At 72.0% G+C, this 25504-nt stretch carries 20 protein-coding genes and 1 pseudogene; 9 read left to right on the top strand and 12 right to left on the bottom strand.

What is annotated here, in order from left to right:
- Positions 1–61: 61 nt before the first annotated feature.
- On the bottom strand, positions 62–1837 hold the full coding sequence (locus ACIBKX_RS16445) for a bifunctional metallophosphatase/5'-nucleotidase (protein WP_363272576.1): 1776 nt from the start codon (positions 1835–1837) through the stop codon (positions 62–64).
- A gap of 253 nt (positions 1838–2090) precedes the next feature.
- On the opposite strand from ACIBKX_RS16445, the gene ACIBKX_RS16440 reads away from it, so the two are divergent.
- Entirely contained in the window at positions 2091–2888 is a 798-nt protein-coding gene (locus tag ACIBKX_RS16440) for an acyl-CoA thioesterase domain-containing protein (protein WP_363272574.1), read from the top strand.
- A gap of 16 nt (positions 2889–2904) precedes the next feature.
- Here ACIBKX_RS16440 and ACIBKX_RS16435 read toward each other — a convergent pair whose 3' ends face one another.
- The 3 genes from ACIBKX_RS16435 to ACIBKX_RS16425 form a co-directional block, all read right to left on the bottom strand.
- Positions 2905–4260, bottom strand: coding sequence for an enolase C-terminal domain-like protein (locus tag ACIBKX_RS16435; RefSeq protein WP_363272573.1), 1356 nt, complete (start codon positions 4258–4260; stop codon positions 2905–2907).
- 50 nt (positions 4261–4310) lie between these two features.
- The gene (locus ACIBKX_RS16430; RefSeq protein ID WP_363272572.1) at positions 4311–5648 is read right to left on the bottom strand and encodes a gluconate:H+ symporter; all 1338 of its coding nucleotides are present in this window, start codon (positions 5646–5648) and stop codon (positions 4311–4313) included.
- A 66-nt stretch (positions 5649–5714) separates the two neighbouring features.
- Positions 5715–6677: a 5-dehydro-4-deoxyglucarate dehydratase gene (locus tag ACIBKX_RS16425; protein WP_363272571.1), complete on the bottom strand. Its 963-nt coding sequence runs from the start codon at positions 6675–6677 to the stop codon at positions 5715–5717.
- Between the two features lie 104 nt (positions 6678–6781).
- Between ACIBKX_RS16425 and ACIBKX_RS16420 the strand changes: the two genes are divergently transcribed.
- Positions 6782–7591 carry an IclR family transcriptional regulator gene (locus tag ACIBKX_RS16420; RefSeq protein WP_363272570.1) on the top strand — a complete coding sequence of 270 codons (810 nt, stop codon included), beginning with the start codon at positions 6782–6784 and terminating at the stop codon, positions 7589–7591.
- Here the strand turns inward: ACIBKX_RS16420 and ACIBKX_RS16415 are convergent.
- From ACIBKX_RS16415 to ACIBKX_RS16400, 4 genes and pseudogenes are all read right to left on the bottom strand, one after another.
- Positions 7521–8029, bottom strand: a pseudogene (locus tag ACIBKX_RS16415) (DUF6596 domain-containing protein); the annotation flags it as partial. The gene ACIBKX_RS16420 and the pseudogene ACIBKX_RS16415 overlap by 71 nt on opposite strands.
- 322 nt (positions 8030–8351) lie before the next feature.
- Positions 8352–8792, bottom strand: a complete 441-nt coding sequence (locus ACIBKX_RS16410; RefSeq protein ID WP_363272567.1) for a subtilase-type protease inhibitor — start codon at positions 8790–8792, stop codon at positions 8352–8354.
- 308 nt (positions 8793–9100) lie between these two features.
- The gene (locus ACIBKX_RS16405; protein ID WP_363272565.1) at positions 9101–10336 is read right to left on the bottom strand and encodes an epoxide hydrolase; all 1236 of its coding nucleotides are present in this window, start codon (positions 10334–10336) and stop codon (positions 9101–9103) included.
- A gap of 142 nt (positions 10337–10478) precedes the next feature.
- Entirely contained in the window at positions 10479–12908 is a 2430-nt protein-coding gene (locus tag ACIBKX_RS16400; RefSeq protein WP_363272564.1) for a polysaccharide lyase 8 family protein, read from the bottom strand.
- 177 nt (positions 12909–13085) lie between these two features.
- On the opposite strand from ACIBKX_RS16400, the gene ACIBKX_RS16395 reads away from it, so the two are divergent.
- Complete coding sequence (locus tag ACIBKX_RS16395) at positions 13086–13769, top strand: alpha/beta hydrolase (protein ID WP_363272563.1); 684 nt, start codon at positions 13086–13088, stop codon at positions 13767–13769.
- Positions 13770–13808: 39 nt separating this feature from the next.
- On the opposite strand, the gene ACIBKX_RS16390 is transcribed toward ACIBKX_RS16395, so the two are convergent.
- Together ACIBKX_RS16390 and ACIBKX_RS16385 are read right to left on the bottom strand one after the other, a co-directional pair.
- A complete protein-coding gene (locus ACIBKX_RS16390) occupies positions 13809–14636 on the bottom strand; it encodes a hypothetical protein (protein WP_363272562.1) in 828 nt (275 codons plus the stop codon).
- 226 nt (positions 14637–14862) lie between these two features.
- Positions 14863–15765, bottom strand: a complete 903-nt coding sequence (locus tag ACIBKX_RS16385) for a slipin family protein (RefSeq protein WP_399375801.1) — start codon at positions 15763–15765, stop codon at positions 14863–14865.
- A 123-nt stretch (positions 15766–15888) separates the two neighbouring features.
- Between ACIBKX_RS16385 and ACIBKX_RS16380 the strand changes: the two genes are divergently transcribed.
- From ACIBKX_RS16380 to ACIBKX_RS16355, 6 genes are all read left to right on the top strand, one after another.
- Positions 15889–16671: a class I SAM-dependent methyltransferase gene (locus tag ACIBKX_RS16380; RefSeq protein WP_363277926.1), complete on the top strand. Its 783-nt coding sequence runs from the start codon at positions 15889–15891 to the stop codon at positions 16669–16671.
- A 194-nt stretch (positions 16672–16865) separates the two neighbouring features.
- Entirely contained in the window at positions 16866–17351 is a 486-nt protein-coding gene (locus tag ACIBKX_RS16375; RefSeq protein ID WP_363277927.1) for a DUF2269 family protein, read from the top strand.
- Between the two features lie 104 nt (positions 17352–17455).
- Positions 17456–18520, top strand: coding sequence for a PP2C family protein-serine/threonine phosphatase (locus ACIBKX_RS16370; protein WP_363277928.1), 1065 nt, complete (start codon positions 17456–17458; stop codon positions 18518–18520).
- Between the two features lie 112 nt (positions 18521–18632).
- Positions 18633–19655, top strand: coding sequence for a D-2-hydroxyacid dehydrogenase (locus tag ACIBKX_RS16365; protein WP_363277929.1), 1023 nt, complete (start codon positions 18633–18635; stop codon positions 19653–19655).
- A 69-nt stretch (positions 19656–19724) separates the two neighbouring features.
- On the top strand, positions 19725–20585 hold the full coding sequence (locus tag ACIBKX_RS16360) for a maleylpyruvate isomerase N-terminal domain-containing protein (RefSeq protein ID WP_363277930.1): 861 nt from the start codon (positions 19725–19727) through the stop codon (positions 20583–20585).
- A gap of 70 nt (positions 20586–20655) precedes the next feature.
- Positions 20656–22413 (top strand): DUF2207 domain-containing protein, encoded by a 1758-nt coding sequence (locus tag ACIBKX_RS16355; RefSeq protein WP_363277931.1) that lies wholly within the window; start codon positions 20656–20658, stop codon positions 22411–22413.
- A 56-nt stretch (positions 22414–22469) separates the two neighbouring features.
- On the opposite strand, the gene ACIBKX_RS16350 is transcribed toward ACIBKX_RS16355, so the two are convergent.
- Together ACIBKX_RS16350 and ACIBKX_RS16345 are read right to left on the bottom strand one after the other, a co-directional pair.
- A complete protein-coding gene (locus tag ACIBKX_RS16350; RefSeq protein ID WP_363277932.1) occupies positions 22470–23672 on the bottom strand; it encodes a type III PLP-dependent enzyme in 1203 nt (400 codons plus the stop codon).
- Positions 23669–25468, bottom strand: a complete 1800-nt coding sequence (locus ACIBKX_RS16345) for an IucA/IucC family protein (RefSeq protein WP_363277933.1) — start codon at positions 25466–25468, stop codon at positions 23669–23671. The genes ACIBKX_RS16350 and ACIBKX_RS16345 overlap by 4 nt, the downstream gene beginning before the upstream one ends.
- Between the last annotated feature and the right edge of the window lie 36 nt (positions 25469–25504).

The raw sequence follows: 25504 nt of genomic DNA, 5'->3' as shown, positions 1-25504 counted from the left end.
GATCGCCCGGAAAGGCGACAACCGGTCGGGTGGCCGGAGTGCAGCAACTCATCGGTGGTGCCTAGCTGTTGACGAACGTGATGCGGCCGGGGGCCGGCGGGGCGAGCGGAGCGTCCTGGGACGAGTTGTTCTGCAGGTACTCGACCAGCGCGTCCAGATCGGTCGTCTCACCGCCGTCGCGGTCCGTGCCCTTGGTGAAGGTGCTGAAGCCGTTGCCTCCGTTGGCGAGGAATTCGTTCACGGTCACGCGGTACGTCTCGGTGGCCCGTACCCGCTCGCCGTTCACCTTCACGGTGTCCGCCAGGAGCCGGTCGCCGCCGCCGCGGCTCATGTCCACCGAGTAGCGCAGGGCCGAGGACAGCTGCAGGAAGCGCGGGTCCTGGGCGTTGGCGCCGGTGAACTGCTCCTTCAGGGCGGCGATCAGCTGCTCGCCGGTCAGGGTCATCGTCGTCATCGTGGTGCCGAAGGGCTGGGTGCGGTACGCGTCGGCGTAGGTGACCGCTCCGTCGCCCTTGTGCACGAGGTCGGCGCGCATGCCGCCGGGGTTGAGCAGCGCCAGGTCGGCGCCGTAGCCGCGGGTGGCCTCCGTCTGCGCGTCGGCGATCAGGCTGCCGAGCGGGGCCTCCTTCTCCTTGGAGCCGCGCCCCGGCATGTCGCCGGAGATGTAGCCGATGGTCCGGTTGGCGACCGCCGCGGAGCGCTCGCGCCAGGTCTCCACGAGGTCGTTCATCGCGGGCTGCTTCGCGGTGCCGACGGGCACGACGTGGTTCTTCGCGGTCACGGACCTGCGGATGACGTCGCCCCGGCCGTTCAGCCGGAAGCGCAGATCGGTGAAGGAACGCCCGAAGGAGTCGGCCTGCGTCACCACCCGCGGCCGGCCCGCCGGGTCGGTGACGGTGCACTCGTAGGAGTCGTGCGAGTGGCCGCTGACCACGACGTCCACCGCGGTCGGCGCCTTCGAGGCGACCTCCTTGATCCGGCCGCGCAGCCGGGACGCGCGCCCGTCGGCGTCGCAGTTCCCGTCGCCCGCCACGCCGTTCGCCGCCTCGCCCTCGTGGATCAGCAGCACCTGCGCCTGCACGCCGAGCCGCCGCAGCTCCCGCGAGTAGCGCTCCACGACCGGCACCTCGTCGTGGAACTCCACGTCACGGACCTGGGAGGCGTTGATCGCCGCGGGCGCGTTCTTGGTGACCAGGCCGATGAACCCGATGCGCTGCCCGCCGGGCAGCGTCTTGATGGTGTACGGGTCGAGCAGCGGGGTGCTGCTGCCCTTGCGGGTGACGTTGGCGGCGAGATACGGGAAGCCGGTGCCGTCGTAGGCGTCGCCGGGCGCGCAGCCGTCCTCGGGGTGACAGCCGCCGCGGGACATCCGCTCCAGCTCGGCCGGCCCCTCGTCGAACTCGTGGTTGCCGACCGAGCTGACGTCGAGGCCGAGCTGTTCGAGCGCGTGCACGGTCGGCTCGTCGTGGAAGAGCGCGGACAGCAGCGGGCTGCCGCCGATCATGTCCCCGGCCGCCACGGTCAGGGAGTTCGACCGACCGGCGCGTGCCTTGTCGACCAGCGTGGCCAGCTGCGGCAGCCCGCCCGCCTGTACGCCGTCACCGCCGCCGCGCAGCACCCGACCGGCCGGGCCTTCGACGGGGTCCAGATTGCCGTGCAGGTCGTTCAGACCGATGAGTTGCACGGGCACGTCGGCGCGCGGGGCCGGGTCCGGGACGTGCGGGGTGGCCGTGGCCGTGGCGGCGGGCACGCAGAGCGCGAGCCCCATCGCGGCGGCCGCGCAGCCGACCGCCGTACGCCGGAACAGTGGGGGAGTGCCATTCGGGATGTGAGTCACTCCGCTGACGCTATGCAGGCACGCGGTGGGGGCAGCGGCGGACACACCAGTTGATCATGGGATGTCACCCGGCCCGCTGAGTCCCGGACGGCCGGTGCCCGCCGGCCCTGACGCTCCCTCACCGCCCGCTGTGATGTGCGTCATGCGGACGGTGCCGGGCGCGCCCGGCGGGGCAGACTGGCATTCGGATCAAGGAGGAGCCGGTGGACCGAAACACGCGAGGCGTGCACGACGCGGGCCTGGCAGGTGCCCGTTGACCACTCAGGCACGCTGCACCCTGTCCGACCTGCTGGTGCTGGAGGAGACGGCACCGGACCACTACCGCGCCCCCGTCATCGTGAAGGAGGACTTCTCCCTGTACGGCGGTCAGCTCGCCGCCCAGGCCCTGCTCGCCGCGGGTCTCACCGTGGCGGAGCGTCAGCTCCCGCATGCGCTGCACGGTGCCTATCTGCTGCCCGGTGACACCGCGACCCCCGTCGACTTCGAGGTGGAGCGAGAGCGGGACGGCATCTCGTTCGCCGCCCGCCGCGTGGTCGCCCGGCAGCGTGGCAGGAAGATCTTCACCATGACGGCGTCCTTCACCGAGCCGTCGGCGGGGCAGGACACCCAGCTCGGCGAGTGGCAGGACCCGACGCCGCCGGACGCGTCGGACCCCTTCGCGCTGGGCCGCTTCCCGCTGCTCGAATGGCGCAGGCCCGCACAGACGCAGCCCTGGGGCCGGGGACTGCCCACCCGCCTGTGGGCGCGCACGAAGGACCCGCTCCCCGAAAGCCCGCTCCTGGACGCCTGCGCCCTGACGTATCTGTCCGACGCGTCGACCGGCATCTCCGGGGTCAGCGGCGGCGGCAGATACGCGGGCATCTCCCTCGACCACGCCCTCTGGTTCCACCGCCCGGTCCGCTTCGACTCCTGGATCCTCCTCGACCTGGTCCCGCGCACGGTCGCGAACGGCCGCGGCTGGTACACGGGCGGCATGTACACCACCGAGGGCACGCTGGCGGCGAGCTTCGCCCAGGAGACGCTGTTCCCGCCGGTCAACGGCCGGAGGTGAGCACGGACGCCGCCGGTCAGCGCACCAGGCTGGGCCGCTTCGCGTCGAACTCCCAGCCGGGGACCAGATACCGCATCGCCGCCGCGTCGTCCCGCGCCCCCAGCGCCTTCTCCCGGTAGAGGTCGTGGGCGGCGAGCAGGCGGTCCATGTCCAACCGGACGCCGAGGCCCGGTGATTCGGGCACGGCGATCTCGCCGTCGACGATGCGGGGCGGGGCGGTCGTGAGGCGTTCCAGGCCCTCCTGCCAGATCCAGTGGGTGTCCAGGGCGTTGTACGCGCCGGGCGCCGCGGCACCGCAGTGCGTCACCATGGCGAGCGAGATGTCGAAGTGGTTGTTGGAGTGGCAGCCCCAGGTCAGTCCCATCGCGTTGCACAGCTGCGCCACCCGCACCGATCCCTGCATGGTCCAGAAGTGCGGGTCGGCCAGGGGGATGGAGACCGACTGCAGGGCCAGCGCGTGGGTGAGCTGCCGCCAGTCCGTGGCGATCATGTTGGTCGCGGTGGGCAGTCCCGTGGCGCGCCGGAACTCCGCGAGGATCTCGCGCCCCGAGTAGCCGCCCTCCGCCCCGCAGGGGTCCTCGGCGTAGGCGAGCGTGCCGGTCAGGGGGCGGCACAGCTCGACCGCCTCGGCCAGGGACCAGGCGCCGTTCGGGTCCAGGGTGATCCGGGCCTCCGGGAAACGGTTCTTGAGGGCTTGTACGGCCTTGACCTCATCGGCGCCGGGCAGCACTCCGCCCTTCAGCTTGAAGTCGCGGAAGCCGTAGTGGGCGTGGGCGGCCTCGGCCTGCCGGACGATGGCCTCGGGCGACAGGGCCTCCTCGTGCCGGACGCGGTGCCAGTCGACCGCCGCGTCGGGCTCACGGACGTAGTCGAGATCGGTGCGGTCGGGGTCACCGACGTAGAAGAGATACCCCAACACCCGTACCGAAGACCGCTGTTGGCCGTCGCCGAGGAGTGCCGCGACGGGCACGTCCAGGTGCTGGCCCAGGAGGTCGAGGAGTGCCGACTCCACGGCGGTGACGGCGTGCACGGTGGTCCGCAGGTCGAAGGTCTGGCTCCCGCGCCCGCCGGAGTCGCGCCCCGCGAAACGGTCCCCGATCTCCTTCAGCACGCGCTTGTAGTCGCCCACTCTGGCACCCACCACCAGGGGTTCGGCGTCCCGCAGGGTCTGGGTGATCTTCGCACCGCCGGGGACCTCGCCGAGGCCCGTGCGTCCCTCCGAGTCGGTGAGGACGACGACGTTGCGGGTGAAGTAGGGGCCGTGCGCGCCGGAGAGGTTCAGTTCCATGCAGTCGCGGCCGGCCACGGGATAGACGGCGTACCGGGTGATGGTCGGCCGGTGGCCGCTGCCGGGGGTGTGCTGCTCGGTCATGGGCGTCAACATCCTTGCGTGGGAAGGGAGTCGGGCAGAGGCGAGAGGTGTCAGAGGCCCAGGATGTCCAGGGACCACTCGGCGGCCAGGACACCGCCGAGACCGAGGATCGCCAGGATCGTCGTATACGTCGTACGGACCTTGATGGCCTCGATCACCGAGAGGTTGAAGTACTCCTTGAACAGCCAGAATCCGGGGTCGTTCACATGGGAGAAGGCGATCGATCCGCAGGACACCGCGAGCACCATCATCTCGGGGTGCGCCCCGCTGCCCGCCAGGAGCGGGAGCACCACACCGGACGCCGTGACGACGGCGACGGTCGCCGAGCCGAGCGCGACCCGCAGGATGACGGCGATGAACCACGCCAGGATCAGCGGGGAGACGGACCAGCCCGATGTGGCGTCCTTGATGTAGTCGGAGATGCCGCCCTCGACGAGGACGTTCTTGAAGGCGCCACCGGCGCCGATCACCAGCAGGATCATCGCCATCGCCTGCGCCGCCGACGTGCAGGAGGCGCTGACGTCCGACAGGCTCCGGCCGATCCGGGGCCCGAACGCCCACATCGCGAGGACCAGCGTCAGGAGCAGCGCGATCGGGGCCGAGCCGATGAACGCGACGAGGTGCAGGAGCGCGCTGTCGCCGGATGCCGCCATGTCGGTCACCGCCGCGCCCGCGATCAGGACGACGGGGAAGAAGGCGACGCACAGCGACCAGCCGAGACCGGGCATGTCCTCGTCGGTGAACTCCCGTTCGCTGACCAGGCCCTTGGGGATGGCGGGGCTCATCCGCCTGATGAACGGCAGCCGCGGCCACGCGAGCGCGACCAGCGCACCGGCCGGCACGGCGATGAACAGGCCGTAGAACAGGGTCAGTCCGATCGAGGCGTGGAACGTCGTGGCCACCGCCGTGGGGCCGGGATGCGGCGGCAGGAAGCTGTGCATGGTCGACAGGGCGATCGACATGGGAAGGCCGACCCACAGCAGCTTCGCCCCGGTGACCCGGACCAGCGTGAACGCGATGGGCACGATGATGATGAAGGCGACCTCGTAGAACATGGTCACGCCGATGAGCATCGACGTCACGACCATGGCCACCTGGACCCACCGGGGTCCGAAGGCGTCGAGCAGCTTGCGGGCGATGCGCTGTGCGGCGCCGGAGTCTCCCATGACCCGGCCGACCATGGCGCCGAGCCCGATGGTGAGCATCGTGTCGCCGATCTGGCCGCCGATGCCCTCCGAGAGGACGTCCGGTATCTCTTCCAGGGGTATGCCCCGGACGACCGCGACACCGACCGCGACCAGCAACAGCGCGGCGAAGCCGTTGAGTCTGAGCCGGGTCATGAGGAGGAGCAGGACGGCAACGCTGATTCCGACTACGACGAGAGGCATGACTGGCGGTTCCCCTTCGAACTGTGGATCACAGGGCGCGGCGGCGTTCGGACTCGGGGGTTCGCGTCAGGCCGTCGTCTCTCGTACGGCGCCGACCAGGCCAAGTCCGGCGTCGAGCACCTCCGCCAGCTCGGCGAGGTCGTCGGGTCCCGGATCGGTGAGCGGGGCGCGCACCGGTCCCACGGGCAGACCGCGCAGCCGGGCCGCGGCCTTGACCAGCGAGACCGCGTAGCCCGGCACCCGGTCGCGCAGTTCGACCAAGGGGACGTAGAAGGTCCGGAGCAGCTCGTCCACCGCCATGTCGTCCCCGGCCCGCAGCGCGGCGAAGAAGGCGCCCGCGATCTCGGGCGCGAAGGCGTGCACGGCCGACGAGTACGCGGGGACGCCCACGGCGGCGTACGCGCGGGCCTGGATCTCCGCCGTGGCGGCGCCGTTGAAGAAGAGGAAGCCCTCGGGGGCGGCGAGCGTGAGGCGCTGCAGCCGGTCGAGGTCGCTGTGCCCGTCCTTGAGGCCGATGACGTTCGGAATCTCCGCGATGCGCCGCAGCCCGTCCGGGGTGAAGGCGACCGGGCCGCGCTGATAGGCGACGATCGGCAGCGCGGTGCCGTCGGCGATCCGGCGCAGCTGCTCCACCAGACCGTCCTGCGGGGCCCGGACCAGATAGTGCGGGAGCGCCAACAGGGCGTCCGCGCCCGCCTCTTCGGCGATCCGCGCGAACCGCCGTGCCTGCGCCCAGCCGTAGCCGATCCCCGCGACCACCGGCAGCCGTCCGCCGGCGGTCTCGACGGTGGCGGCGACGACCGCGCGGTACTCGTCCTCGTCCAGCGCGCTGAACTCGCCCGTCCCGCAGGCGGGGAAGACGGCGCCGGGCGCGGCCGCCAACTGGTCGGTCAGGTACGCCTGGTACGCGGTCAGGTCGAGAGCGCCGTCCTCCCGGAAGCTCGTGAGCGGGAAGGACAGCACTCCGCGTGTCATGCCGTCGCGCAGCCGCTGGGTGACGTGCGGGGACCGCATGGTGGGCCGTGTCATGAATCCCGTCCTTGTATGCAGATGGCGTTCGTATATGAGAATGGAGGCTAAGTTCGTGAACCTGATGGGTCAATGGGTGCGGCGAACGGATTTACGATGACCGCATGTCGGAGAGCAGAGACGTCCGTGGAGCGGACGGCGGCGTCCGCTCGGTGAAGTCGGCGGCCCGTACCGTCGCGTTGCTGGAGCTGCTCGCCGCGCGGGGCGACCGGCCGGCGCGCCTGGACGAACTCGCCGCGGAACTCGCCGTGCCGCGCAGCAGCATGTACCAACTCCTGCAGACCCTCGTCGACTGCGGCTGGGTGCGCTCCGACACCACGGGGTCCCTGTACGGCATCGGCGTCCGCGCGCTCCTGACGGGCACCGGCTATCTGGACGGCGACCGGCGGGTGCGCGCCGTCCGCCCCCACCTGGACGCGGCATCGGACGCTCTGGGCGAGACCATCCATCTGGCGCGGCTCGACGGCCCGTACGTCGTCTACCTCGCGACCCGCGAGTCGCACGAATACCCGCGCACCATCAACCGGGTCGGCCGCCGGGTCCCGGCCCACGCGGGCGCCCTCGGAAAGGCACTGCTGGCCGAACGCCCCGACGGTCAACTCCCGTTCCCCGACGGGTCATTGACGGCGCTCACGGAGAACACGATCACCGACCGCGCCGCGTTCCTCGCCGATCTCGCCGGGGTGCGCGAGCGCGGCTACTCCGTCGAGCGCGAGGAGACGGTGACCGGCATCGCGGGCTTCGGATTCGCCCTGCGCTACGACACGCCGGCCGTCGACGCCATCAGCTGCTCGGTCCCGGTGTCCCGGCTCACCGATGAGCACGAGGCGCGCGTCGTCGCGGTCATGCGGGAGATCCAGACGGAGATCGAGAGCCTGCCGTCCCCGGCCGCCGGAGACCCCGACTGGTGCTGAGCGGCGGCGCGCGGGAGGCGGCGGTCAGGACCCCGGCCGGCTCCTGACGGCGGCGGTCCGGCAGCGCCCGCTCGGAGTGGCAGACGTGGTGGCCGTCGAGGGTGAGATCGTCGACGAGGGCCAACGCCCGCTCGGGGCCCTCGACTTCGGTCGCCGCGACCGTCCGGTTGAGTGCCACGACGGGGCTCGGGGCCAGTGCCGTCAACTGGTCGTACAGCCGGAGGATCTGGCCGTCGGCGGGTCACTGTGCACGGCGTTGATCGCGGCCTGGATCTGGTGCGGCCCTGGCCGGCCCAGGCTCAGGCAGCAGCGGACGAGTGCCTGGCCCTCGTCGATCAGGGCGCTGTCGCACCGGGTGCGGTCCTGGTCGGCCAGGAGCACCGCCGCGCCGTCCGGGGCGGTGCGGGCCGCCCGGCGTGACTCGGAGAGCAGCATCAGGGGGGGGCGGCATCAGAGGGGCATCAGGGCGAGCACTCCGCGCAGCCGGTCCGGCTCCGTGGTGACGCGGCGGCACCCCGGCGGCGGGCCACCGCCGGACCTCCTCGGTGAACGCGTCCTGGCCCGTGTCTTCGGCGATGCCGATGTCGCCGAAGACACGGGCCAGGACGGCGATCGCGCGGCCGTACTCCTTGTGGAAGACGCACTCGAACACCCCGGCGGTGACCTCCGGGGGACCGGAGGCCGACAGCAGGATCGGCAGGGTGATGGCGCGGGCCGGCTCGGACCGACATGAGAAGTCGGCCGATCGCGCGCGGGAACGTCAGAAGGAGAAGGCGGCACCCTGCGACAGGCGCGCGGTCATCTCGCAGGAGTTGCTGAAGGTGGCGGACCACGCGACTCGTCTGCCCTGCCAGACGCCGTCGGCGGTGACCACGACGGGCTTCCACTCCCTGGTGCAGGCCATACCGGACGAGGCGCTGACCAGCTGGGCGAACTCGCCGTCCACGGTGTTCAGTTCGGCGCACGCGGCGGACGCGGCGGGGTGGGTCCCCGAGGCCTTGGGGCTACAGGTCAGGGTCACCGCGCGCTCGATGGTCGCGGTGCCGGAGTCGTTGCCCTGGCCGACGGCGAGCACCAGTGATGAGGGCGCGTACAGGCCGGTCGGGGCGGTCGGCTTGGCCTGGGCCGTGCCGGCGGTCCCGGACATCACGCAGGCGGCCACGAGGGTGGTGGCACCGACCGTCTTGAGGAAGAAGCGCATGTCAAGTCTCCTTTGATGCGGGTGTGTCGCTGGTTGCGGACGGGAGTCTTGCCGGTGCGGAGAGTGAGCGACAAGTTGATGGTCGATTTCCGGATGGAAGCGTTCGATTACCGGTCGCCGTATGCCTGTTCGGGCAGCTCAGGGCGGGTGGTGAGGGGTGCGCGAGGGATGTCCAGCATGTGGACCGGAGGTGGTGGTGCAAGTAGAAACAACCGCTTGACCTGCTGCTTCAGTTGATTTGAATTTCTACCGGAATCTGGGGTCGACCGGAAAGCATCGGTGCTAGGGGCGGGGCATATGCGAGTGGTCTACCGCCGCCGCCCGCGGAACGTCCGGCGCAGATCGTCGACCCACGCGTCGGGCAGCTCCCAGGGGATGAAATGGCCGCCGCTCTCGTGCGCGGTGACGTTCACGTGGTGGTACCAGTCGGCACGGTCACCGGAGAGCCAGTTCTGGACGCGCTGTTCGGGCGTGCTGACGCCGGGCGGGTTCTCGTGGCCGACAAACGTGATCCCGGTGGGGGCCTCCACCACCGGCCGCCGGTCGTGCGAGGGGGCCCAGGGGTAGCGGTTGGCGTTGGCGTAGTAGCGCATCGACGTGCCGATGGCGTTGTTCACCCAGAAGATTATGGCGTGGGTGAGCAGGTCGTCCTTGGAGAAGACGCGCTCCACGTCGCCGCCGTTGTCGCTCCACTTGTCCCAGCGCTCCAGCATCCAGGCGAGCAGGCCCACCGGCGAGTCGCTCAGCGCGTGGGCGAGGGTGCTCGGGCCGAGCATGTGCGCCGCGAGATGCGCGGCGAAGCGGCGTTCCAGGGAGATCAGTTGACGGTGGGCCGGCTCGGGCAAGCCCTCGGGGATCGGCCGGCCGCCGGTCAGGTCCCAGGCGCGGTCGCCGGTGAAGAAGTCGAGCCGGTGGGCCGAGCCGATGTGGATGCCGTACAGCGCGTCGGCGTACTTGTGGCCCAGTTGGCCCGTGACGAGAGCCCCGATGTCGCAGCCGCCCGCGGCGTACTTCTCGTGGCCGAGCGTCTCGGTCATCAGCGTGTGCCAGATGTCGGCGACCCGCACGAAGTTCATGTCCGGGTGGTCGGGCAGCGGGGTGGAGAACCCGAAGCCGGGCAGCGAGGGGACGATCACGTCGAACGCGTCGTCGGGGTCGCCGCCGAAGGCCGCCGGGTCCGCGAGCGGCTCGACGACCTTCGACCAGTGCCAGAACGTCCACGGCCAGCCGTGGGTGAGGATGAGCGGCGTCGGGGCCGGGCCGACACCGGCCTTGCGCATGAAGTGGACCGGTACGCCCCCGACGCTCACCCGGTACTGCTCGAAGGAGTTGATCGCGGCCTCGGCCTTGCGCCAGTCGTAGCCGTGCAGCCAGTGGTCGGCCAGCTCCTGGAGGTAGCCGCGGCGCACGCCGTAGTACCCGTCCTCGTTGCCCGCGTCGTCGGACCACCGCGTCATGCGCAGCCGCGCCCTGAGACCGTCGAGGACGCCGTCGGGTACGTGCAGGGGCGAGGGCTCCAGCGGTAAGCGGGCGGTGGCTGCCATGGGCTTCCTTCCGGGGGGTGCTCGGACTGCGGCGGCGCGGCCGAGTCTGCACGATCCGAGCTGCGGCGCCGGTCACCCGGACCGGACCGGCGCGCCGCCCCCCCCAGACCAGCGCGGCGCTCCCCCCCCGGAAGGTCCCGCCTCACCCCACCTTTACGGTGATCCGCTGGGTCGCACCCCTGGTGCCGCTGAGATCCCCGAACGTCAGCTTCAGGGCGGCGCCCGTGGTCGCGGAGGTGACCGTGGCCGGCTTGGACGTCACCGCGGACACGGCACGGTTCCAGGTGACCGTCAGCGATGTCTGCGCCCGCATCGGATCGCTGACGCAGACGACCGCGGTGCCGTCGCCCCGCTCGCTGATCTGTACGGAGCACGGCGCGCTCGCGGTGAGCACGCCCGCCGTACCGCCGAACCAGAAGTTCACCCCGGTGAACCCCTGCGAGGGCACAGAAACCCCTTGCTGCTGATCGGAGTTGGCGAGGATCCGCAGCCACCCCGCGTCCGTGGACCGGGCCGCCGTCTGCGCGGCCGACGCCCCCGGCATCAGCTGATACGCGTACGTTCCGTTCGTGGGCGCGCTGCCGTGGTCGACGTACATCGTCAGATACGTGCGGGAGAGCGCGGTGGTGGCACCGCCCTTGTTGATGTCGCTCCACTTGCCGGCGCGCTGCTCGCGCGCCGCCTTCACCGTCGAGCCGCCGGGGAAGACATAGCCGCCGTGACCGCCTATGTAGGCCCACTTGGCGCCGGGCAGGGTCGCCGACCAGGGGGCGGCCGTCGGCTTGCTGACGCCGTCGACCTGGAAGGGTGCCGTGCCCGTCGGGCCGAGGTTGCGGTTCTCGACCGTCGACTCGACCGCCGCGCCGTCCGTGCAGACGATGCCCGCGCCCAGACAGACGATCGTGTCGTCCAGACAGAACCAGGACTTCTTCGCCCGCAGCGTGCTCTGCAGTCCCTTCAAGTACTGCCCGACGGCGGCCCATTGGCCGTCGCTCGCGCCGCCCACCCATTTCACGTCCGGCAGCGAGGCTCCCCAGTCGCCGCCCGCCGCGTCGGGGAGCGGTTTGCGCGACGCGGTGATGCCGGGCAGCCGGTACGGGTCGACCGTGGGCCAGAAGGCGTCGCTGTACTGCCCGTTGGCGTACGTCTCGCCCCACCAGTAGAGCATTCCGGAGCCGGTGTGCCAGCCGCGCAGATTCTCGCCGTTGCCCGTCTCGTAGTGCGTGATGCGGGGATCCGCCATGCTGATCGACGCCGCCCAGCCGGGGCGCCGGTGCGTGGCGCGGGCCATGTCGGCGAAGAGGCGGTGGCCGGTGGGCTCGGCGACCGGGCTCACGGAGGTGTCGTCGTCGACTCCCTTGAGCCGGGCCAGACTTGTCAGGCCGAGTGTCGCGTCGCTCAGCGGCGGGCTGTAGTAGTCCCGCCGGATCCAGCCCTTGACCAGGCCGCGCCAGCGCGCGTTCTCCGCCGCGCTCGCGCCCTGGCCGAGGAGCACGATCGCGGCCATGATCGGGTGGCCGCGCCGGTGGTCGTCGGCCTGGATCTTCTTCGCGTCCGACGCGGCGAGACCGCGGCTTATGGCGCGGCCCGCCACGCCGTCCATGACGAGACCGTTGTAGAGGAACGGCGCCCACGCGTTCTCCACGGCGTCGAAGACGATTTGCCGCTTGGTGTCGGTCACCTCCCAACTGGAGCCGCGCAGCAGCGCGAAGAGCATCCCGAGACCGCCGAGCAGCACCGATCCGTACGACCCTGTGTAGGGCACGGTGGTGTGCTGGATGAACGAGCCGTCGGTGTAGAGCCCGTCGCCCTTCGTCACGTACGGGAACACCGGCGACAGCGCGTCCCTCGCCAGGGCGATCTTCGCGGAGCTGCCGCCGACGACACCGCGCAGCGCGAGCACCCGGCACAGGTCGACGCGGTTGGCGCCGGTGCTGGTGCCGGTGTAGCTGCCCACCGCGGAGTCGGGGACGAAGTGATCGACTGCCTTGCAGTAGTTGGCCACTTGAGTCGCCGGCAAGTGCTCGTACATGAGGACGCAGACGTCCAGGAGGGCCTGCGGGGCGCCTATCTGCCAGCTGTACCAGTTGCCGAACCGGGCCTGGTTCTCGTTGTAGACCTGCGTGTAGAGGTGGTCCAGGCCGGTCAGGATGTCGGCCTTGAGGCCCGCGTCGCCGGTCAGGCCCGTGCCCTCCTGGCAGTAGGCCTGCGCCATGGTGTTGAGCCTGCTGTAGCCGGTCACCATGTTCGCCGAATAGCCGTAGGACTCCTGGTCGGTGTCCGGCTCGGGGTCGGCGTAGGACGCGTCGGGCCACAGGGACCCTTCGGCGGGCGCCATCGTCGTACGCAACTGTCTTGCCGTGGCGCCGAGTTCGGCGAGGCGGGTCTTGAACGGCTCGGCGGTGGGCGTGAATCCCTCGCCGAGGACGAGCGTGCGCCACTTGGCGCGCAGCGCCTCGTACGCGTCGGCCGCTGCCGCCTCCTGGGAGGGCAGCAGGCCCGAGGCGGTCAGGGCGAGCGCGGAGGTGCTGGTGGAGATCAGGAAGGAGCGGCGGGACCAAGGAGATTGCATGGGGTCTCCGATGGTGGCGGGGGGAGGGAGGTGAGGGGGAGGGGAAAGGGGGGGTGCGAGGAAAGGGGGGTACGAGGAGATACCAGAGCGGCCGCTCGTGAGAGCAAGCGCTTTCTAGCATGGGAACGCGTGACGGCTCAATAGGTCTAGACGACTTGAACCGGTAGCGTCGGAGCCATGGAAGATCACGCGGTGGTGGATGTGGGCGACGTACGCCTGGCCTATCGGAGCTGGGGCGACCCCTACGGAGCCCCGGTCGTGCTGCTGCACGGGCTCGGCGGGTCGGCGGCGGCCTGGGACGAGGTCGGGCGGATCCTCGGCGAGGAGTGGCGGGTCTACGCGCTCGACCTGCGCGGGCACGGCGAGAGCGACTGGCCCGAGGAGTACGCGTTCGAGCTGATGCGGGACGACGTGCTCGGCTTCCTCGACGAACTGGGTCTCGACCGCGTCGGGATCGTCGGCCACTCCATGGGCGGCGTCGTGGGCTATCTGCTGGCCCAGGAGCACCCGGACCGCGTCGAACGCCTCGTCCTGGAGGAGGCGCCGCCGCCCTTCCCGCGCGAACCGGTCGAGGTCCAGCGCCCCGACGGCCCCGTCGACTACGACTGGCCCGTGGTCCCCGCCATCCGCGGCCAGGTCGACGACCCGGACCCCGAGTGGGCCGAGCGGCTCGGCGAGATCGTCGCGCCGACGCTGTTCGTGGCGGGAGGTCCGGACAGCAGCATGTCGCAGGTGCGGATTCCCGACCTGGTCGCGGCGATCCCCGACTGCCGGCTGATCACGATCCCGGTCGGGCACTCGGTGCACGAGGCGAGGCCGCGACAGTTCGCGCGGCAGGTCAGCGAGTTCTTCAGCAGCTGACGGTGCGGGGCGCGGACGGCCGCGCCCCGCAGGCAGGACCTACGCCGGCCGGGGGCGGGACTGGTGGAGCCGGGTGTAGTAGCGGCCCTCGGACTCCAGGCCCGCCGGGTCGTCACCGGCCTTGAGCACCAGCTCGACGGCGTTGCGCTGCTCTTCGCGGTCGGTGAACAGCCGCTGCGGATACGTCCGCGCGGGATCGCTCTCGGTGGCCAGACCGTGCGCGTCCAGGCTGGCCAGGATGGACTGGAAGGGCACCGTCCGCAGCACGAAGGCGCTCACCCAGACCGGTACGCCGGTGGCGTCGAGGAGGGCGTCGAAGGTCCGGTGCGTGATGTAGCCGATGCCTCCGGTCACGGTGATCAGACCGACCCCGGAGACGGCACGGCGCAGGGCCGCGCTGGGTGGATGCCGCTCGAGGTTCTCGGCATAGGCCTCGTCGAGCAGTCCCACCTCCAGTGCGTAGCGCGTCGCGTTCTCGGCCGTGTCCAGGCCGATGACGGGAACCGCGTCGTCGCGCCTGCGTGAGGCGTAGAACTCCTTGTCGCACTCGATGAGTTCACCGCGGGTGAGACCGTTGGTCGCGGGGCCCGTGTAGTGCGCGTACAGGTCCGCGAGCGAGAGGTCGTGGTTGAGCAGCGCGGCGTTGATCCCGTACGAGCAGCAGACGTCGAGGACCGTGACGGGGAGATGGGTGCCGCGGACCGCGGACCGCTGGGCGAGCGTGCGCCGGAAGACATCCTGGGCCTGGTGCGGTATCTCGTACTCGAGGGGGGAGAGCGTACGGAAGTAGGCGCGGGGGTCAGGCTGGTCGTAGATGTCGTCGAACCGGGTCTTGCCTGCCGCGGTGGTGGTCCGGGCACGGGTCATGAGGCGTCCTTCCTGGTTCTGGTCGCGGATCATCGGCCGCGATACGTCTACCCGACCCCTGGCTCGACCCGATAGACCTCCTGGCGGTTACCGGCCATGACGGCGGTGGCGCGTGCTCGCGGCGCCCGTGCCCACCGACCGGCGGACCCTGGTCAAGGGCGGATCACCCGTCGCTGTCCAAGAGCACCTCCGAAGCTGGTTCAGGCCCGAACGGCCGGGATCTTGCCTATGCGGCGGTGGGGTGGTGCGGCTCGGGCTCCGGTGTGGGGACCGGGGTAGGAGTCGGGGCTGGAGTCGGTGAGGCGGGCGGAAGTGACTGGGGTTGCTGCTCGGTCTGTTGCGGCTGCTGAGTCTGTTGCGTCTGCTGGGCTTGCTGTGCGCGTTCCAGGAAGCGGAGCAGTTCGACGGGGAAGGGCAGGACGAGGGTCGAGTTCTTCTCGGCGGCGACGGCCACGACCGTCTGCAGGAGGCGGAGCTGGAGGGCGGCGGGTTCCTCGGCCATCTCGTGCGCGGCCTCGGCGAGTTTCTTGGAGGCCTGCAGCTCGGCGTCGGCGTTGATGACGCGGGCGCGGCGCTCACGGTCGGCCTCGGCCTGCCGGGCCATGGACCGTTTCATCGTCTCGGGCAGGGATACGTCCTTGATCTCCACGCGGTCGATCTGCACGCCCCACCCCGTGGCGGGCGAGTCGATCATCAGCTCCAGGCCCTGGTTGAGCTTCTCGCGGTTGGAGAGCAGGTCGTCGAGATCGCTCTTGCCGATGATCGAGCGCAGGGAGGTCTGCGCCATCTGCGAGACGGCGAAGCGGTAGTCCTCGACCTGGACGACGGCCTCGGCGGCGTCGACCACCTTGAAGTAGATGACCGCGTCCACCCGCACCGTGACGTTGTCCCGCGTGATGCCGTCCTGCGCGGGCACCGGCATCGTCACGATCTGCATGTTGACCTTACGCAGCCGGTCCACGCCAGGGACGATCATGGTGAAGCCGGGCCCGCGGATGTGCTCCCGCAGCCGGCCCAGACGGAACACCACGCCCCGCTCGTACTGCTTGACGACCTTGGCCGCCGCCACCACGTACACCGCCCCGGCGGACGCGGCCGCGGCTGCCGCTGTGAGCAGCTCTTCGACCATGACGACCCCCTTGTCTTCCGAGTCGCCCGTCATTACCAAGATATGCCCAGGTTTGTCCAGGGTCGAGCGAGCCTCCGCGGAGTGCGGGCCCTTCCCCGCGGCCCGCTGACTAGGGTGGGCCCGGTGTTCACCTCCCAGGGACCCACACTCCGCGAACTGACCGTGCAGGCCCTCTCCTCCATCGAGCGCGGCTACGACCTGCTGGCCCCGAAGTTCGACCACACGCCCTTCCGTACGCCCGGCCGGATGCTGCACGCGGTCGCGGACACACTGCGTGACCTGGGCCCGTTCGACGCGGGCCTGGACGTCTGCTGCGGCACCGGCGCGGGCGTCGAGACGCTGCTGCCCCTGTGCCGGGAGCGGGTCACCGGCGTCGACTTCAGCGCGGGGATGCTGGCGGCGGCGAGGGCGGCCGTGCCGGGGCGGGACGCCGGACCCGCCGTGGAGAGCGGTCCCGTCGTGGTGAGCGGTCCTGCCGTGGAGAGCGGACCCGCCGTGGAGTGGGTGCGCGCCGACGCCCGCGCGCTGCCCTTCGCCGAGGCCTTCGACCTGGCGGTGAGCTTCGGCGCCTTCGGGCACTTCCTGCCCGCCGAGCGGCCGCGGCTGTTCGCCGAGGTCTTCGGGGCGTTGCGGCCCGGCGGCCGGTTCGCCTTCCCGATCGGCGCGCCGCCGCACCCCGCCTCACCGCTCTACTGGTCGCTGCTCGGCTTCGACGCCGCGATGCGGGTGCGGAACGCGGTGTGGCGGCCGCCGTTCGTCATGTACTACCGGACGTTCCCGCTGGGCGACGTCCGCGCTGACCTGGTCCGCGCCGGGTTCACCGTCCGCCTGCACCCCTTGGAGGAGTTCGGTCGCCGCCCCGACGGCAGCCCCGCCTGGCGCCTGGTCGTCGCGCGCAAGGGCTGACGGCAGCCGCTGACGGGCGTCCCGCCGCCGGTCCCGGCGGTGGGCCGCGCCGGACACCGATGGCCGTATGTCTGCGAAGCCCGTCATCAATGCCACTGTTCGGCGGGCGGCGGCGCTGGCTAGTCTCGCCGCGGGGCCCCGAGGGGGAGCCCGCACAAGACCTCCGCCGCGCTCCAGATCCCGAGGCCCTCCCTGTGTCGAAGTTCTTCCTGACCCTGCACGTCCTGGCCGCCATCCTCGCCATCGGGCCCGTCACCGTCGCCGCCAGCATGTTCCCGGCGGCCCTGCGCCGGGCCCAGGCCGATCCGGGGGACACGGCGGCGGTCGCCTCCTTGCGTACGCTCCACCGCATCTGCGGCGTCTACGCGCTCATCGGCGTCGCGGTGCCCGTCACGGGCCTCGTCACGGCCCAGAGCATGGACGTACTGGGCAGTGCCTGGCTGATCGCCTCGATCGCCCTCACGGCCGTCGCGGCGGTGGTGCTGATCATCCTGGTCCTGCCGCGGCAGGACGCGGCGATGGAGGAGGTGGACCGCGCGGCGGCCGGCGGGACCGGCACGCTGACGCTCACCGAGCGGACCAGCAAGCAACTCGCCATGTATACGGGTGTGTTCAACCTGCTCTGGGCGACGGTCACCGTACTCATGATCATCAGGCCCGGTTCGACGACCGGAGCGTGAGGCGCCGGGGCTCTGCCGGTGCGCGTGGGGCGCGGGGGGTGTAGAGAGGAAGTGTGTCGCAGCGCCTCCTAGGTCTTCGCCGGTCGGCGCGAGCGGGTCATGCGATGGTGGCCGTCCCGATCGCGCTGATCGTGGCGGTCTCCGTGATCGACGTACTGGCGCCCCCCGACATTCACCTCGGCCCCCTGCTGGTCGCCGCCCCGGCGATCACCGCCTCGTTCGCCGGCCCCTGGACGACGGGTGTCGTCGCCGCGCTCGCGGTGGTGGCGCAGGCGGTGATCGCGGTGCTGCGCGACCGGGACCAGCTGTTCTCGTCGAACCACCAGGCGCAGATAGCCGCCCTGATCGTGGTCGGGGCGAGCCTTGTGGTCTTCTGCGTCGTACGGGAGCGCCGCGCGAAAGAGATGACACAGGTGCGGTACGTCGCCGAGACCGCCCAGCGCGTCGTCCTGCGGCCCCTGCCGAGACGCATCGGGCCGCTGCGGGTCGCCTCCCTCTATCTGGCCGCCGAGGCCGAGGCGCAGATAGGCGGCGACCTCTACGCCGCCGCGCGCACCGACCACGGCACCCGGCTGATCGTCGGCGACGTGCGCGGCAAGGGGATGACCGCCGTCGGTGACGCGGCCCTGCTGCTCGGCGCCTTCCGGGCCGCCGCCCACCGGCAGGCGAGCCTGGCCGAGCTGGTGACGTTCCTCGACGGAAGCGTCTGCTGGGACCTGGCCGAACCCGGTGAGACGGAGGAGTCCGGGGAAACCTTCATCACCGCGACCCTGCTGGACATCCCCGACGACGGCGGCACGGTCGACATGATCGTCTGCGGCCACCCGCCGCCGGTGGTGCTGCGCGAAGGCCGCGCCATGACCGTCGAGGCCGCACAGCCCGCCCCGCCGCTCGGCCTCGGCGAGCTGGTCGGCCGGCGCTACCGCATGGACAGCTTCAAGCTGGAGGTCGGCGACCTCCTGCTGCTGCACACGGACGGAGTCACCGAGGCCCGCGACCCCTCCGGAGCCTTCTATCCGCTCACCGAGCGGGTCGCCGGCTGGACCGATACCGACCCCGACGCGTTCCTGCGCCGCCTCCGCAGGGACCTGCTGCACTACGTCGGCGGACACCTCGGCGACGACGCCGCCATGATCGCCATCGACCGCTCGCCGCCGGGACTGCCGTGAGCGGTGCGGCCGGCGGCCTCGGAAGATCGCGGTTGACCGCCCCGGAGAGGAAGCCCTAGGTTCGGTGAACGCGCGTTCACCAGCGCTTTCCGTACCACGGGGGTTCATGGAAATGGGTCGTGCACCAGACGTTTCGCAGCACCTGGAGCCGGACGAAGCAGCATCCGGCGCGCTGTCGGAACTGCCCCAGGACGCCGCTCTGTACGTCGAGCTGGCCGTCGACGAGGCCGAGCGGGAACGCATCCGCGCCGTTGCGCCGGGGCCCGTGTGGTTCGCGGAGCCCGACACCGGCTCCGCCGACGACGCGCGGCTGCTCGCCGCATCGCACCTCGCCCTCGGCAACGTCAGGGCGGAGTGGGTGGCGCAGGCACCCCGGCTGCGCTGGCTGCAGCTCGCGTCGGTCGGCGTCGACAAGTACCTCGGCCTCGACTGGCCCGTCCTGGAGCGGCGGTTGACCGTCACCAGCCTCGGCGATCTCTTCGCCGACCCGGTCGCCGAGACCTGCCTCGCGGGCATCCTCGCCCTCTACCGCGGCATCGACGTCCTGGCCGGACTCCGGGCCGACGCGTCCTGGGCCCGCGACGACGTACGCCCCGGACTGCGGCTGCTCGGCGGCGCCAACGTGCTGATCCTGGGCCGCGGGTCGATCGCCCGTCGGCTCGCCGGACTCCTCGCCCCCTTCGGCTGCGCGGTGTCGCACTACGCCCGCAGCGACGGCGATCTGCGCACCCGGCAGGAACTCGACGCCCGCCTGGGGGAGTTCGACATCGTCGTGGGGCTCCTACCCGGCACGGACGACACGGCCGGCCTCTTCGACGAGCGGCGCATCGCCCTGCTGCGCCCCGGCGCGGTCTTCGTGAACGCGGGCCGCGCGAGCCTCGCGGACGAGGACGCCCTGGTCGCCGCGCTCGCCACCGGCCGCCTCAGCGGCGCGGTCCTCGACGTCACCCGCGAGGAACCGCTGCCCGCCGGACACCCCCTGTGGAGCTGCCCGAACGTGATCCTCACCCAGCACACGGCCGGCGGCTCACGGACCGAGGTCAAGCAGGTCGTCGACCTGTTCGTCGACAACTGGCGGCGGCTGGCCGCCGGTGAGCCGCCCCTGAACACGGTGCGGTGGGCGCGCGGCTTCTGAGCGCCGCCCTGTCCAACTCGCCTACCGGGCAGTAATGTTCGCCCCCGTCCGCGACATTGGGGGAGTGGTATGGGCACCGTGACGTCGTTCGACCCGGCAGCCGAGCACGAGAAGACCCGCGCCGCGCTGCGGGCGGCGGTCCCCAGACTCGTCCGGCTGCTGCGCGACGTACCCGACCTCGACGCGCCCTCCGGCGTCCCGGTCTGGACCGTCGGCGACGTCGGCGCGCACCTGGCGGCCGTCTGCTTCGCGTACGGCGCCGCGGTCTCCGCCGACGAGTCCATGGACTGGGCGACACGTCTGCCGCCCGAGGACGGCACGTTCCCCGAACGGATCGCCGCCATGAACGCCCAGTCCATTGCCTTCGTTGACGGCGCCGAACGCTCCGGCCTCGGTGACCTCGTCGCCGAGCGGGGAGAGCTGTTCCTGAGGGTCACCGAAGGCCTCGCCCCGGAGACCGCCGTCGCCGCGCCCTGGATGGGCCATGAAGTGAAGCTCACGCTCGGGACGTTGACCGGCCTGCTGCTCAGCGAGACCCTCGTGCACGGACTGGACATCGCGCGCGGCGCGGCACTTCCCTGGCCGATCACCCCGGACGAGGCGCGCCTCGTCCTCGGGCAGTCCATGCCGACGATGATGACCCTGGCCCTGGACCCGGAGAAGTCACGGGGCGTCCGCATCGCGTTCGACCTGGCGGTCAAGGGCGGACCACGGCTCGCGGTCGTCGTCGACGACGGCACGATGACGGTGACCCGCGACGCCCCGCCGCGCGCCTACGACTGCCGCCTCACGGTGGATCCCGTCGCCTTCCTCCTCGTCTCCTTCCGGCGCACCCCGATCTGGCAGGCGATCCTCCGCGGCCGGTTGCGGGCCGGGGGACGCAAACCGTGGCTGGCGATGCGGCTCGGGCAACTCGTCGCCAACCCGTAACGGCCGGTCAGGGCCCCGCTCGCTACCCTTTTACGCAGAGTGACGTACGACGGGGGAAGGGCGGTCCGCGATGCGGATGAGGTCTGTGGGGTGGCGGCGGCGCAGGGACGCCGTGGTGCTCGGCATAGGTGTGGTCCTCGTAGGTCTGGTCGCCCTGGTGGCGGCAGCGGCCGGCGGACCGGGCGAACGCATCGAACGGATGTGGGTGGGCGCCGAACTGGCCGACGGCCGGACATATGTCACCGAGGTCATCGACTACGACTTCGGCGGCGAGGAACGGCACGGCATACGGCGGGACGTGACCGGGACGGCGGCCGGTCAGATCCGGGACGTCAGCGTCACCGCCGACGGCGAGAGCGTGCCGAACAAGCTGGAGAACCTGGGCGGCGCGACGCGCATCAGGATCGGCGACCCGGACGCCACTGTCTCCGGTACCCACCGGTACCGGATCACGTACACGCTGCCCGGCCTCGGCGACGACCGGCGGCTGCGCTGGGACGCCGTGGGCACCCAGTGGGGCGTCCCCGTCGACCGCGCCGAAGTGCATGTGACCGCCCCGTTCGTGCTCGACGATCCGCGGTGCGTGTGGGGCGAGTCGGGGGCGAACGACGCGTGCACCGCCGAGCAGCCGGGTCGGGGACGGCTGGACGTCGCCGTCGACGGGCTGGACGCCCATGAAGGCGTGACGCTGTACGCGCAGGGGGGCGCCACCCTCGCCGCCGCACCCCTGCCTGCCGCTCCCGGCGGTCCGGCGGCCGGCGGCGAGGCCGGGGACAGCGCGCTCCTGGGCTGGCTCTGGGCCACCGGCAGCGCCCTCGTCGCGGCCGTGCTGGTCGCCGAGTTGATCCGGCTCGTCGGCCGCGACCGCTTCCAGGGGCCCGACGGACGTACGCGTCGTACGGACGTCCGACGGCTCGGCGCCGGGGTGAAACCCTCCCCCGTGCCGCCCGCGGGGCTCACCCCCGCCCAGGCCGGAGTACTGCACGCCGACCGGGTGCACAACGAGCACCGCGTGGCCTGGCTGCTCACCGCGGCCCAGGACGGGCACCTGACCATCAAGGGCAAGACGAAGCCCGTGCTCCACCGGGTCACGCGGGACGAGGCCGACGATCCGCTGACGGCCGAGATCCTCAAGGCCCTCTTCGTGCGGAAGCAACAGCTGAACCTGCGCCGGTTCAACCGGGACTTCGCGGCGGCCTGGAAGCTGCTCCGCGAGCGCCTCGACGGCTGGCGCCGCGCGGGCGGCGACGGCCTGTGGCACCCCTCAGGCGAACCGCGCCGCCGCGTCGCCCTGATCGCAGGCCTGATCGCGGCGGTCGCCGGCACCGTCCTCCTCGGCATCGCCGCGACGGACGTGACCGAGCCGGGAGCCTCCTGGCGGACGCCCACCGCGGTCGGCGCGGCCCTGGCGGGCGCGGGCCTCGCGGCGGCGATCCGCGCCTGGGAGCTGCGGTCCCGGACCGCACGCGGGTCCCAGCTGTGGTGCGAGACCGAGGCGTTCCGTCTGCACCTGGCCGAGCCCGAGGGGCAGGCACCCGACGCGTTCACCCCCTGGGCCGCCGCCCTGGGCCACGCCGAGGAGTGGTCGGCCGCCGTGAAGAAGACGGCACCCCGCCGGTCCCGCTCCTCGGCGGCGGCACCGGCGGACAACGACACCCTGTACCGCAGCGCCCCGTTCCTGTCGACCGCGACCCTGGCCGCCGAGAGCAAGCCGTCGGGCGGCGGCGGATCCTCTTCGGGATCGTCCTCCGGCGGCTACAGCTCAGGTGGTGGCGGTGGCGGCGGAGTGGGTGGCGGCGACGGGGGCGGGGGCGGCGGCTCCTGGTGAGGCCCGCGGCCGGGCGTCAGGAGTGACTCGGCCTGGCGCCCCCAAAGGAGCAGGCCTCAGAGGAAGTGGAACCCCGGCCGGGGATGCATCAGGAAGTCGTGGTGCGAGATGTTCCACGCGTACGCCCCGGCCAGACCGAACACCACCCGGTCGCCCGCCCGCAGGCCCGCCGCCGGAACCCCGCGCGACAGGACGTCCTTGGGCGTGCACAACTGGCCCGCGAACGTCACCCGGTCCTGCCGTGCCGCCGACCGGGGCCAGGGGTGCGGCCACGGTTCGGCGGCCGGGAGGACCGCGCAAGGCTGGTCGTGTCCCTTGGTCGCGGGCGTGCGCAGATGATGGGTGCCGCCCCGCACCACAGCGAACTCCTCGCCGTGGCTGGCCTTCACGTCCAGGACCTCGGTGGCGTACCAGCCGCAGTACGCGGTGAGTGCCCGGCCCGGTTCGATGCGCAGCGTCAACTCGGGGTGCTCCGCGCAGAGTTCGGCGAGGCCGGCCCCATAGTGCCGCCAGTCGAAGCGGGCATCGGGTTCGGCGTAGTCCACGCCCATCCCGCCGCCGACGTTGACCTCGGCCAGCCGGATGCCGTGCCGCGCCGCGAGGGCCTGCGACCACTCCACCACCGACCGGGCCACGGCGAGCTGCTGGTCGGCTTCGAGTCCGCTGGCCAAGTGCGCGTGCACGCCGAGCAGTCGGAGGTGGGCGTACGCGTCGGTGGCGAAGGCGGCGACCGCGTCGTCCGCCTCCGCCGGGTCCAGGCCGAACGGGGTCGGGCGACCGCCCATCGCCAGTGAGCTGCCCGCGAGCGCCCCGGCGTCCAGCGGCAGGTTGAACCGCAGCAGGACCTCGATCCGGGCGTCCGGCACGACGCGGGCGGCGAGCGCGCCCAGCATCCGCAGCTCGTACAGGCTCTCCACGTGGAACCGCCGCACGCCGAGCTCCAGCGCCCCCGCGATCTCGTCCGGCGTCTTGCCGGGGCCGCCGAAGGCCAGCGGATGCCCCGTCACCGCCTTGGCGACATGGGCGAGTTCACCGCCGGAGGAGACCTCGTAGCCGTCGACGTGCGGCGCGAGCGCGGCCAGGATCTCCGGCTCCGGGTTGGCCTTCGCGGCGTAGTACAGCTCCACCTGCGGGGGCAGCGCCGCCCGCACGGCCGCCGCATGGTCGCGCAGTGACGTCAAGTCGTAGAGATAGGCGGGCAGTTCCCCGGCGGCGAGGCCGAGGGCACGGTCACGTACGACCGGAGGGGGAGTGATCATCCGGCGGCGCTCCAAGGGGCGTCGGGGCGGGCACCCAGGTCCCGCACATGTTCGGCGAGCGGAAAGGGTGAGGTGAGGCGGACATAGCCGGCGTCGCGGTCGGCCTTGCGCTCCCAGCGGGTCAGCAGATTGGCCTTGGCGGGCAGCGGCACCCCGGCGAGCAGCGCGCTGAGCCGGGGCGGGCAGCCGTGCGTCGCGGCGAAGTCCCGCAGGACGGCGCGGACTTCGGACCAGAGCGCGGGCTCGGACCGCGGATGCAGGTCCGCGAGCGCGGCCAGCAGCTCGGCGACATGGTTGACCAGCAGGCAGTAGACGACGCGGTCCCAGCCGCGCTGCGCGTCGTACGTCATCGGGGCCGCGACCTCGGGCGGCAGCACGGCCAGCGTCTCGGCGTGCCGCTCGGGCAGCAGCTTGGTGCCCTCCAGGTCGCGGAAGAGCACCTGGGCGGGCATACCGTCCCCGTCGACGCAGACGAGGACGTTCTGCAGATGCGGTTCGAGCACCAGACCGTGGTCGAAGTACGCGGCAAGCACGGGCGGGAGCAGCAGTCGCAGATAGGCCCGCCACCATTCGAGGGCCCGCTCCGGCCCGGCGCCGTCCAGGAGGTGCGAGATGTGGCCGGGCCCCGTCGGGTACTCGTCCGCGACGGCCCCCGCGAGCAGCGGAGTGGTCCCCGGCCGCAGCCGCTCCGTCAGACCCTCGCGGACGATCACCCCGAAGCCCTCCAGGAGTGCGAGGTCCGGCCGCCCGTCGGGCCCCGGCAGCGCGATGCTGCGGTAGGCGGGCTCGCGGAGCACGGCGCTGCCGGGGAACCGCGCCGCCAGGTCGTCCAGGGCGCCTTCCATTACGCGGGTCAGCGCGACGGCGCCGGAGAGCTCGTAACTGGCGTTCTTGCGCAGGCAGTTGGTGATGCGGACGTTGAGGCTGAACTTCAGGAAGGTGTCACCGTCGTACAGCGTGCGCACCGAGGCGGTCGCCGCGAAGGGGGCGCGCCCGGTCCCCAGGTCGAGGACGTCCCCGCGGTCGAGCGCGGCCCGCAGTCCCGCGTGGTCCCGCAGCAGTTCGTACTGCCAGGGGTGCACGGGAAGCAGCCGGTAGCCGTCCGGTGCGTCGCCGAGCCGGTCGAGCGGTGCCGCCGCGCCCGGCCGCGCGGACTCCTCGGCGACGAGATGGTCCCGCACGGCGAGGTGCCGCAGCGGGAAGGTGGCCGCGGTCTCGGGGGCGTACGCGGACCAGTCGGCGAGATCGCCGCCGCGGGCCTTGGGTGTGGGGTGGAAGCGGTGGCCGAAGAGCAGCGAACGCTCCGAGGCGAGATAGCCCGCGAGCCACTTCGGGGCCCGGTCGCCGCCGGGTCCGTGCGCCGGGCGCTCGGCGGCGATCGCGGCGCTGACCCCCTCGTGGCTGGACGCGATCTGCTCCAGGAACTCCTCGTTGCTCACGCCCGTACGCAGGAACAGCTCGGCGTGCGTGTACTCGGCGAGGCGCGGCCAGTCCACCTCCACCCACTCGCCGTCCCGCTGCTCGGTGACCGGACCGGTGAAGCGGTGGGCGCCGAGCAGGGACGTGCGGCGCAGCGCGACCCGCAGCAGCACCCCGCGCCGGGGCAGCCGGAGCAGCAGTCGGCCGTCGACCACGGCGGTCTGGTGCTCGGGGGCGGACACCTCGCGCAGCAGGCAGTTGAGGAGGGTGTGGGTCACGGCCTGGTCGGCGCTGGGCAGGCCCGTCGGCGCGGACGGGACGTGCGGGGCGCGCGGCGTCGGGGACTGGGCGGGGAACGTGCCGGTGGGCAAGGTCATCAACGGCTCCAGCGGATGGGGGGGCAGAGCGGGCCG

Source organism: Streptomyces sp. NPDC050658 (genome assembly GCF_044457025.1).
Lineage (GTDB): Bacteria > Actinomycetota > Actinomycetes > Streptomycetales > Streptomycetaceae > Streptomyces.
This window is presented reverse-complemented; position numbering and strand designations above follow the sequence as displayed.

Excerpts from the sequence above, each read along its gene's own strand:
- ACIBKX_RS16435 (WP_363272573.1), bottom strand. The coding sequence starts at position 4,260 with ATGACCGAGCAGCACACCCCCGGCAGCGGCCACCGGCCGACCATCACC.
- ACIBKX_RS16430 (WP_363272572.1), bottom strand. The coding sequence starts at position 5,648 with ATGCCTCTCGTCGTAGTCGGAATCAGCGTTGCCGTCCTGCTCCTCCTC.
- ACIBKX_RS16425 (WP_363272571.1), bottom strand. The coding sequence starts at position 6,677 with ATGACACGGCCCACCATGCGGTCCCCGCACGTCACCCAGCGGCTGCGC.
- ACIBKX_RS16420 (WP_363272570.1), top strand. The coding sequence starts at position 6,782 with ATGTCGGAGAGCAGAGACGTCCGTGGAGCGGACGGCGGCGTCCGCTCG.
- ACIBKX_RS16410 (WP_363272567.1), bottom strand. The coding sequence starts at position 8,792 with ATGCGCTTCTTCCTCAAGACGGTCGGTGCCACCACCCTCGTGGCCGCC.
- ACIBKX_RS16405 (WP_363272565.1), bottom strand. The coding sequence starts at position 10,336 with ATGGCAGCCACCGCCCGCTTACCGCTGGAGCCCTCGCCCCTGCACGTA.
- ACIBKX_RS16400 (WP_363272564.1), bottom strand. The coding sequence starts at position 12,908 with ATGCAATCTCCTTGGTCCCGCCGCTCCTTCCTGATCTCCACCAGCACC.
- ACIBKX_RS16395 (WP_363272563.1), top strand. The coding sequence starts at position 13,086 with ATGGAAGATCACGCGGTGGTGGATGTGGGCGACGTACGCCTGGCCTAT.
- ACIBKX_RS16390 (WP_363272562.1), bottom strand. The coding sequence starts at position 14,636 with ATGACCCGTGCCCGGACCACCACCGCGGCAGGCAAGACCCGGTTCGAC.
- ACIBKX_RS16385 (WP_399375801.1), bottom strand. The coding sequence starts at position 15,765 with ATGGTCGAAGAGCTGCTCACAGCGGCAGCCGCGGCCGCGTCCGCCGGG.
- ACIBKX_RS16370 (WP_363277928.1), top strand. The coding sequence starts at position 17,456 with ATGGTGGCCGTCCCGATCGCGCTGATCGTGGCGGTCTCCGTGATCGAC.
- ACIBKX_RS16365 (WP_363277929.1), top strand. The coding sequence starts at position 18,633 with ATGGGTCGTGCACCAGACGTTTCGCAGCACCTGGAGCCGGACGAAGCA.
- ACIBKX_RS16360 (WP_363277930.1), top strand. The coding sequence starts at position 19,725 with ATGGGCACCGTGACGTCGTTCGACCCGGCAGCCGAGCACGAGAAGACC.
- ACIBKX_RS16355 (WP_363277931.1), top strand. The coding sequence starts at position 20,656 with ATGCGGATGAGGTCTGTGGGGTGGCGGCGGCGCAGGGACGCCGTGGTG.
- ACIBKX_RS16350 (WP_363277932.1), bottom strand. The coding sequence starts at position 23,672 with ATGATCACTCCCCCTCCGGTCGTACGTGACCGTGCCCTCGGCCTCGCC.
- ACIBKX_RS16345 (WP_363277933.1), bottom strand. The coding sequence starts at position 25,468 with ATGACCTTGCCCACCGGCACGTTCCCCGCCCAGTCCCCGACGCCGCGC.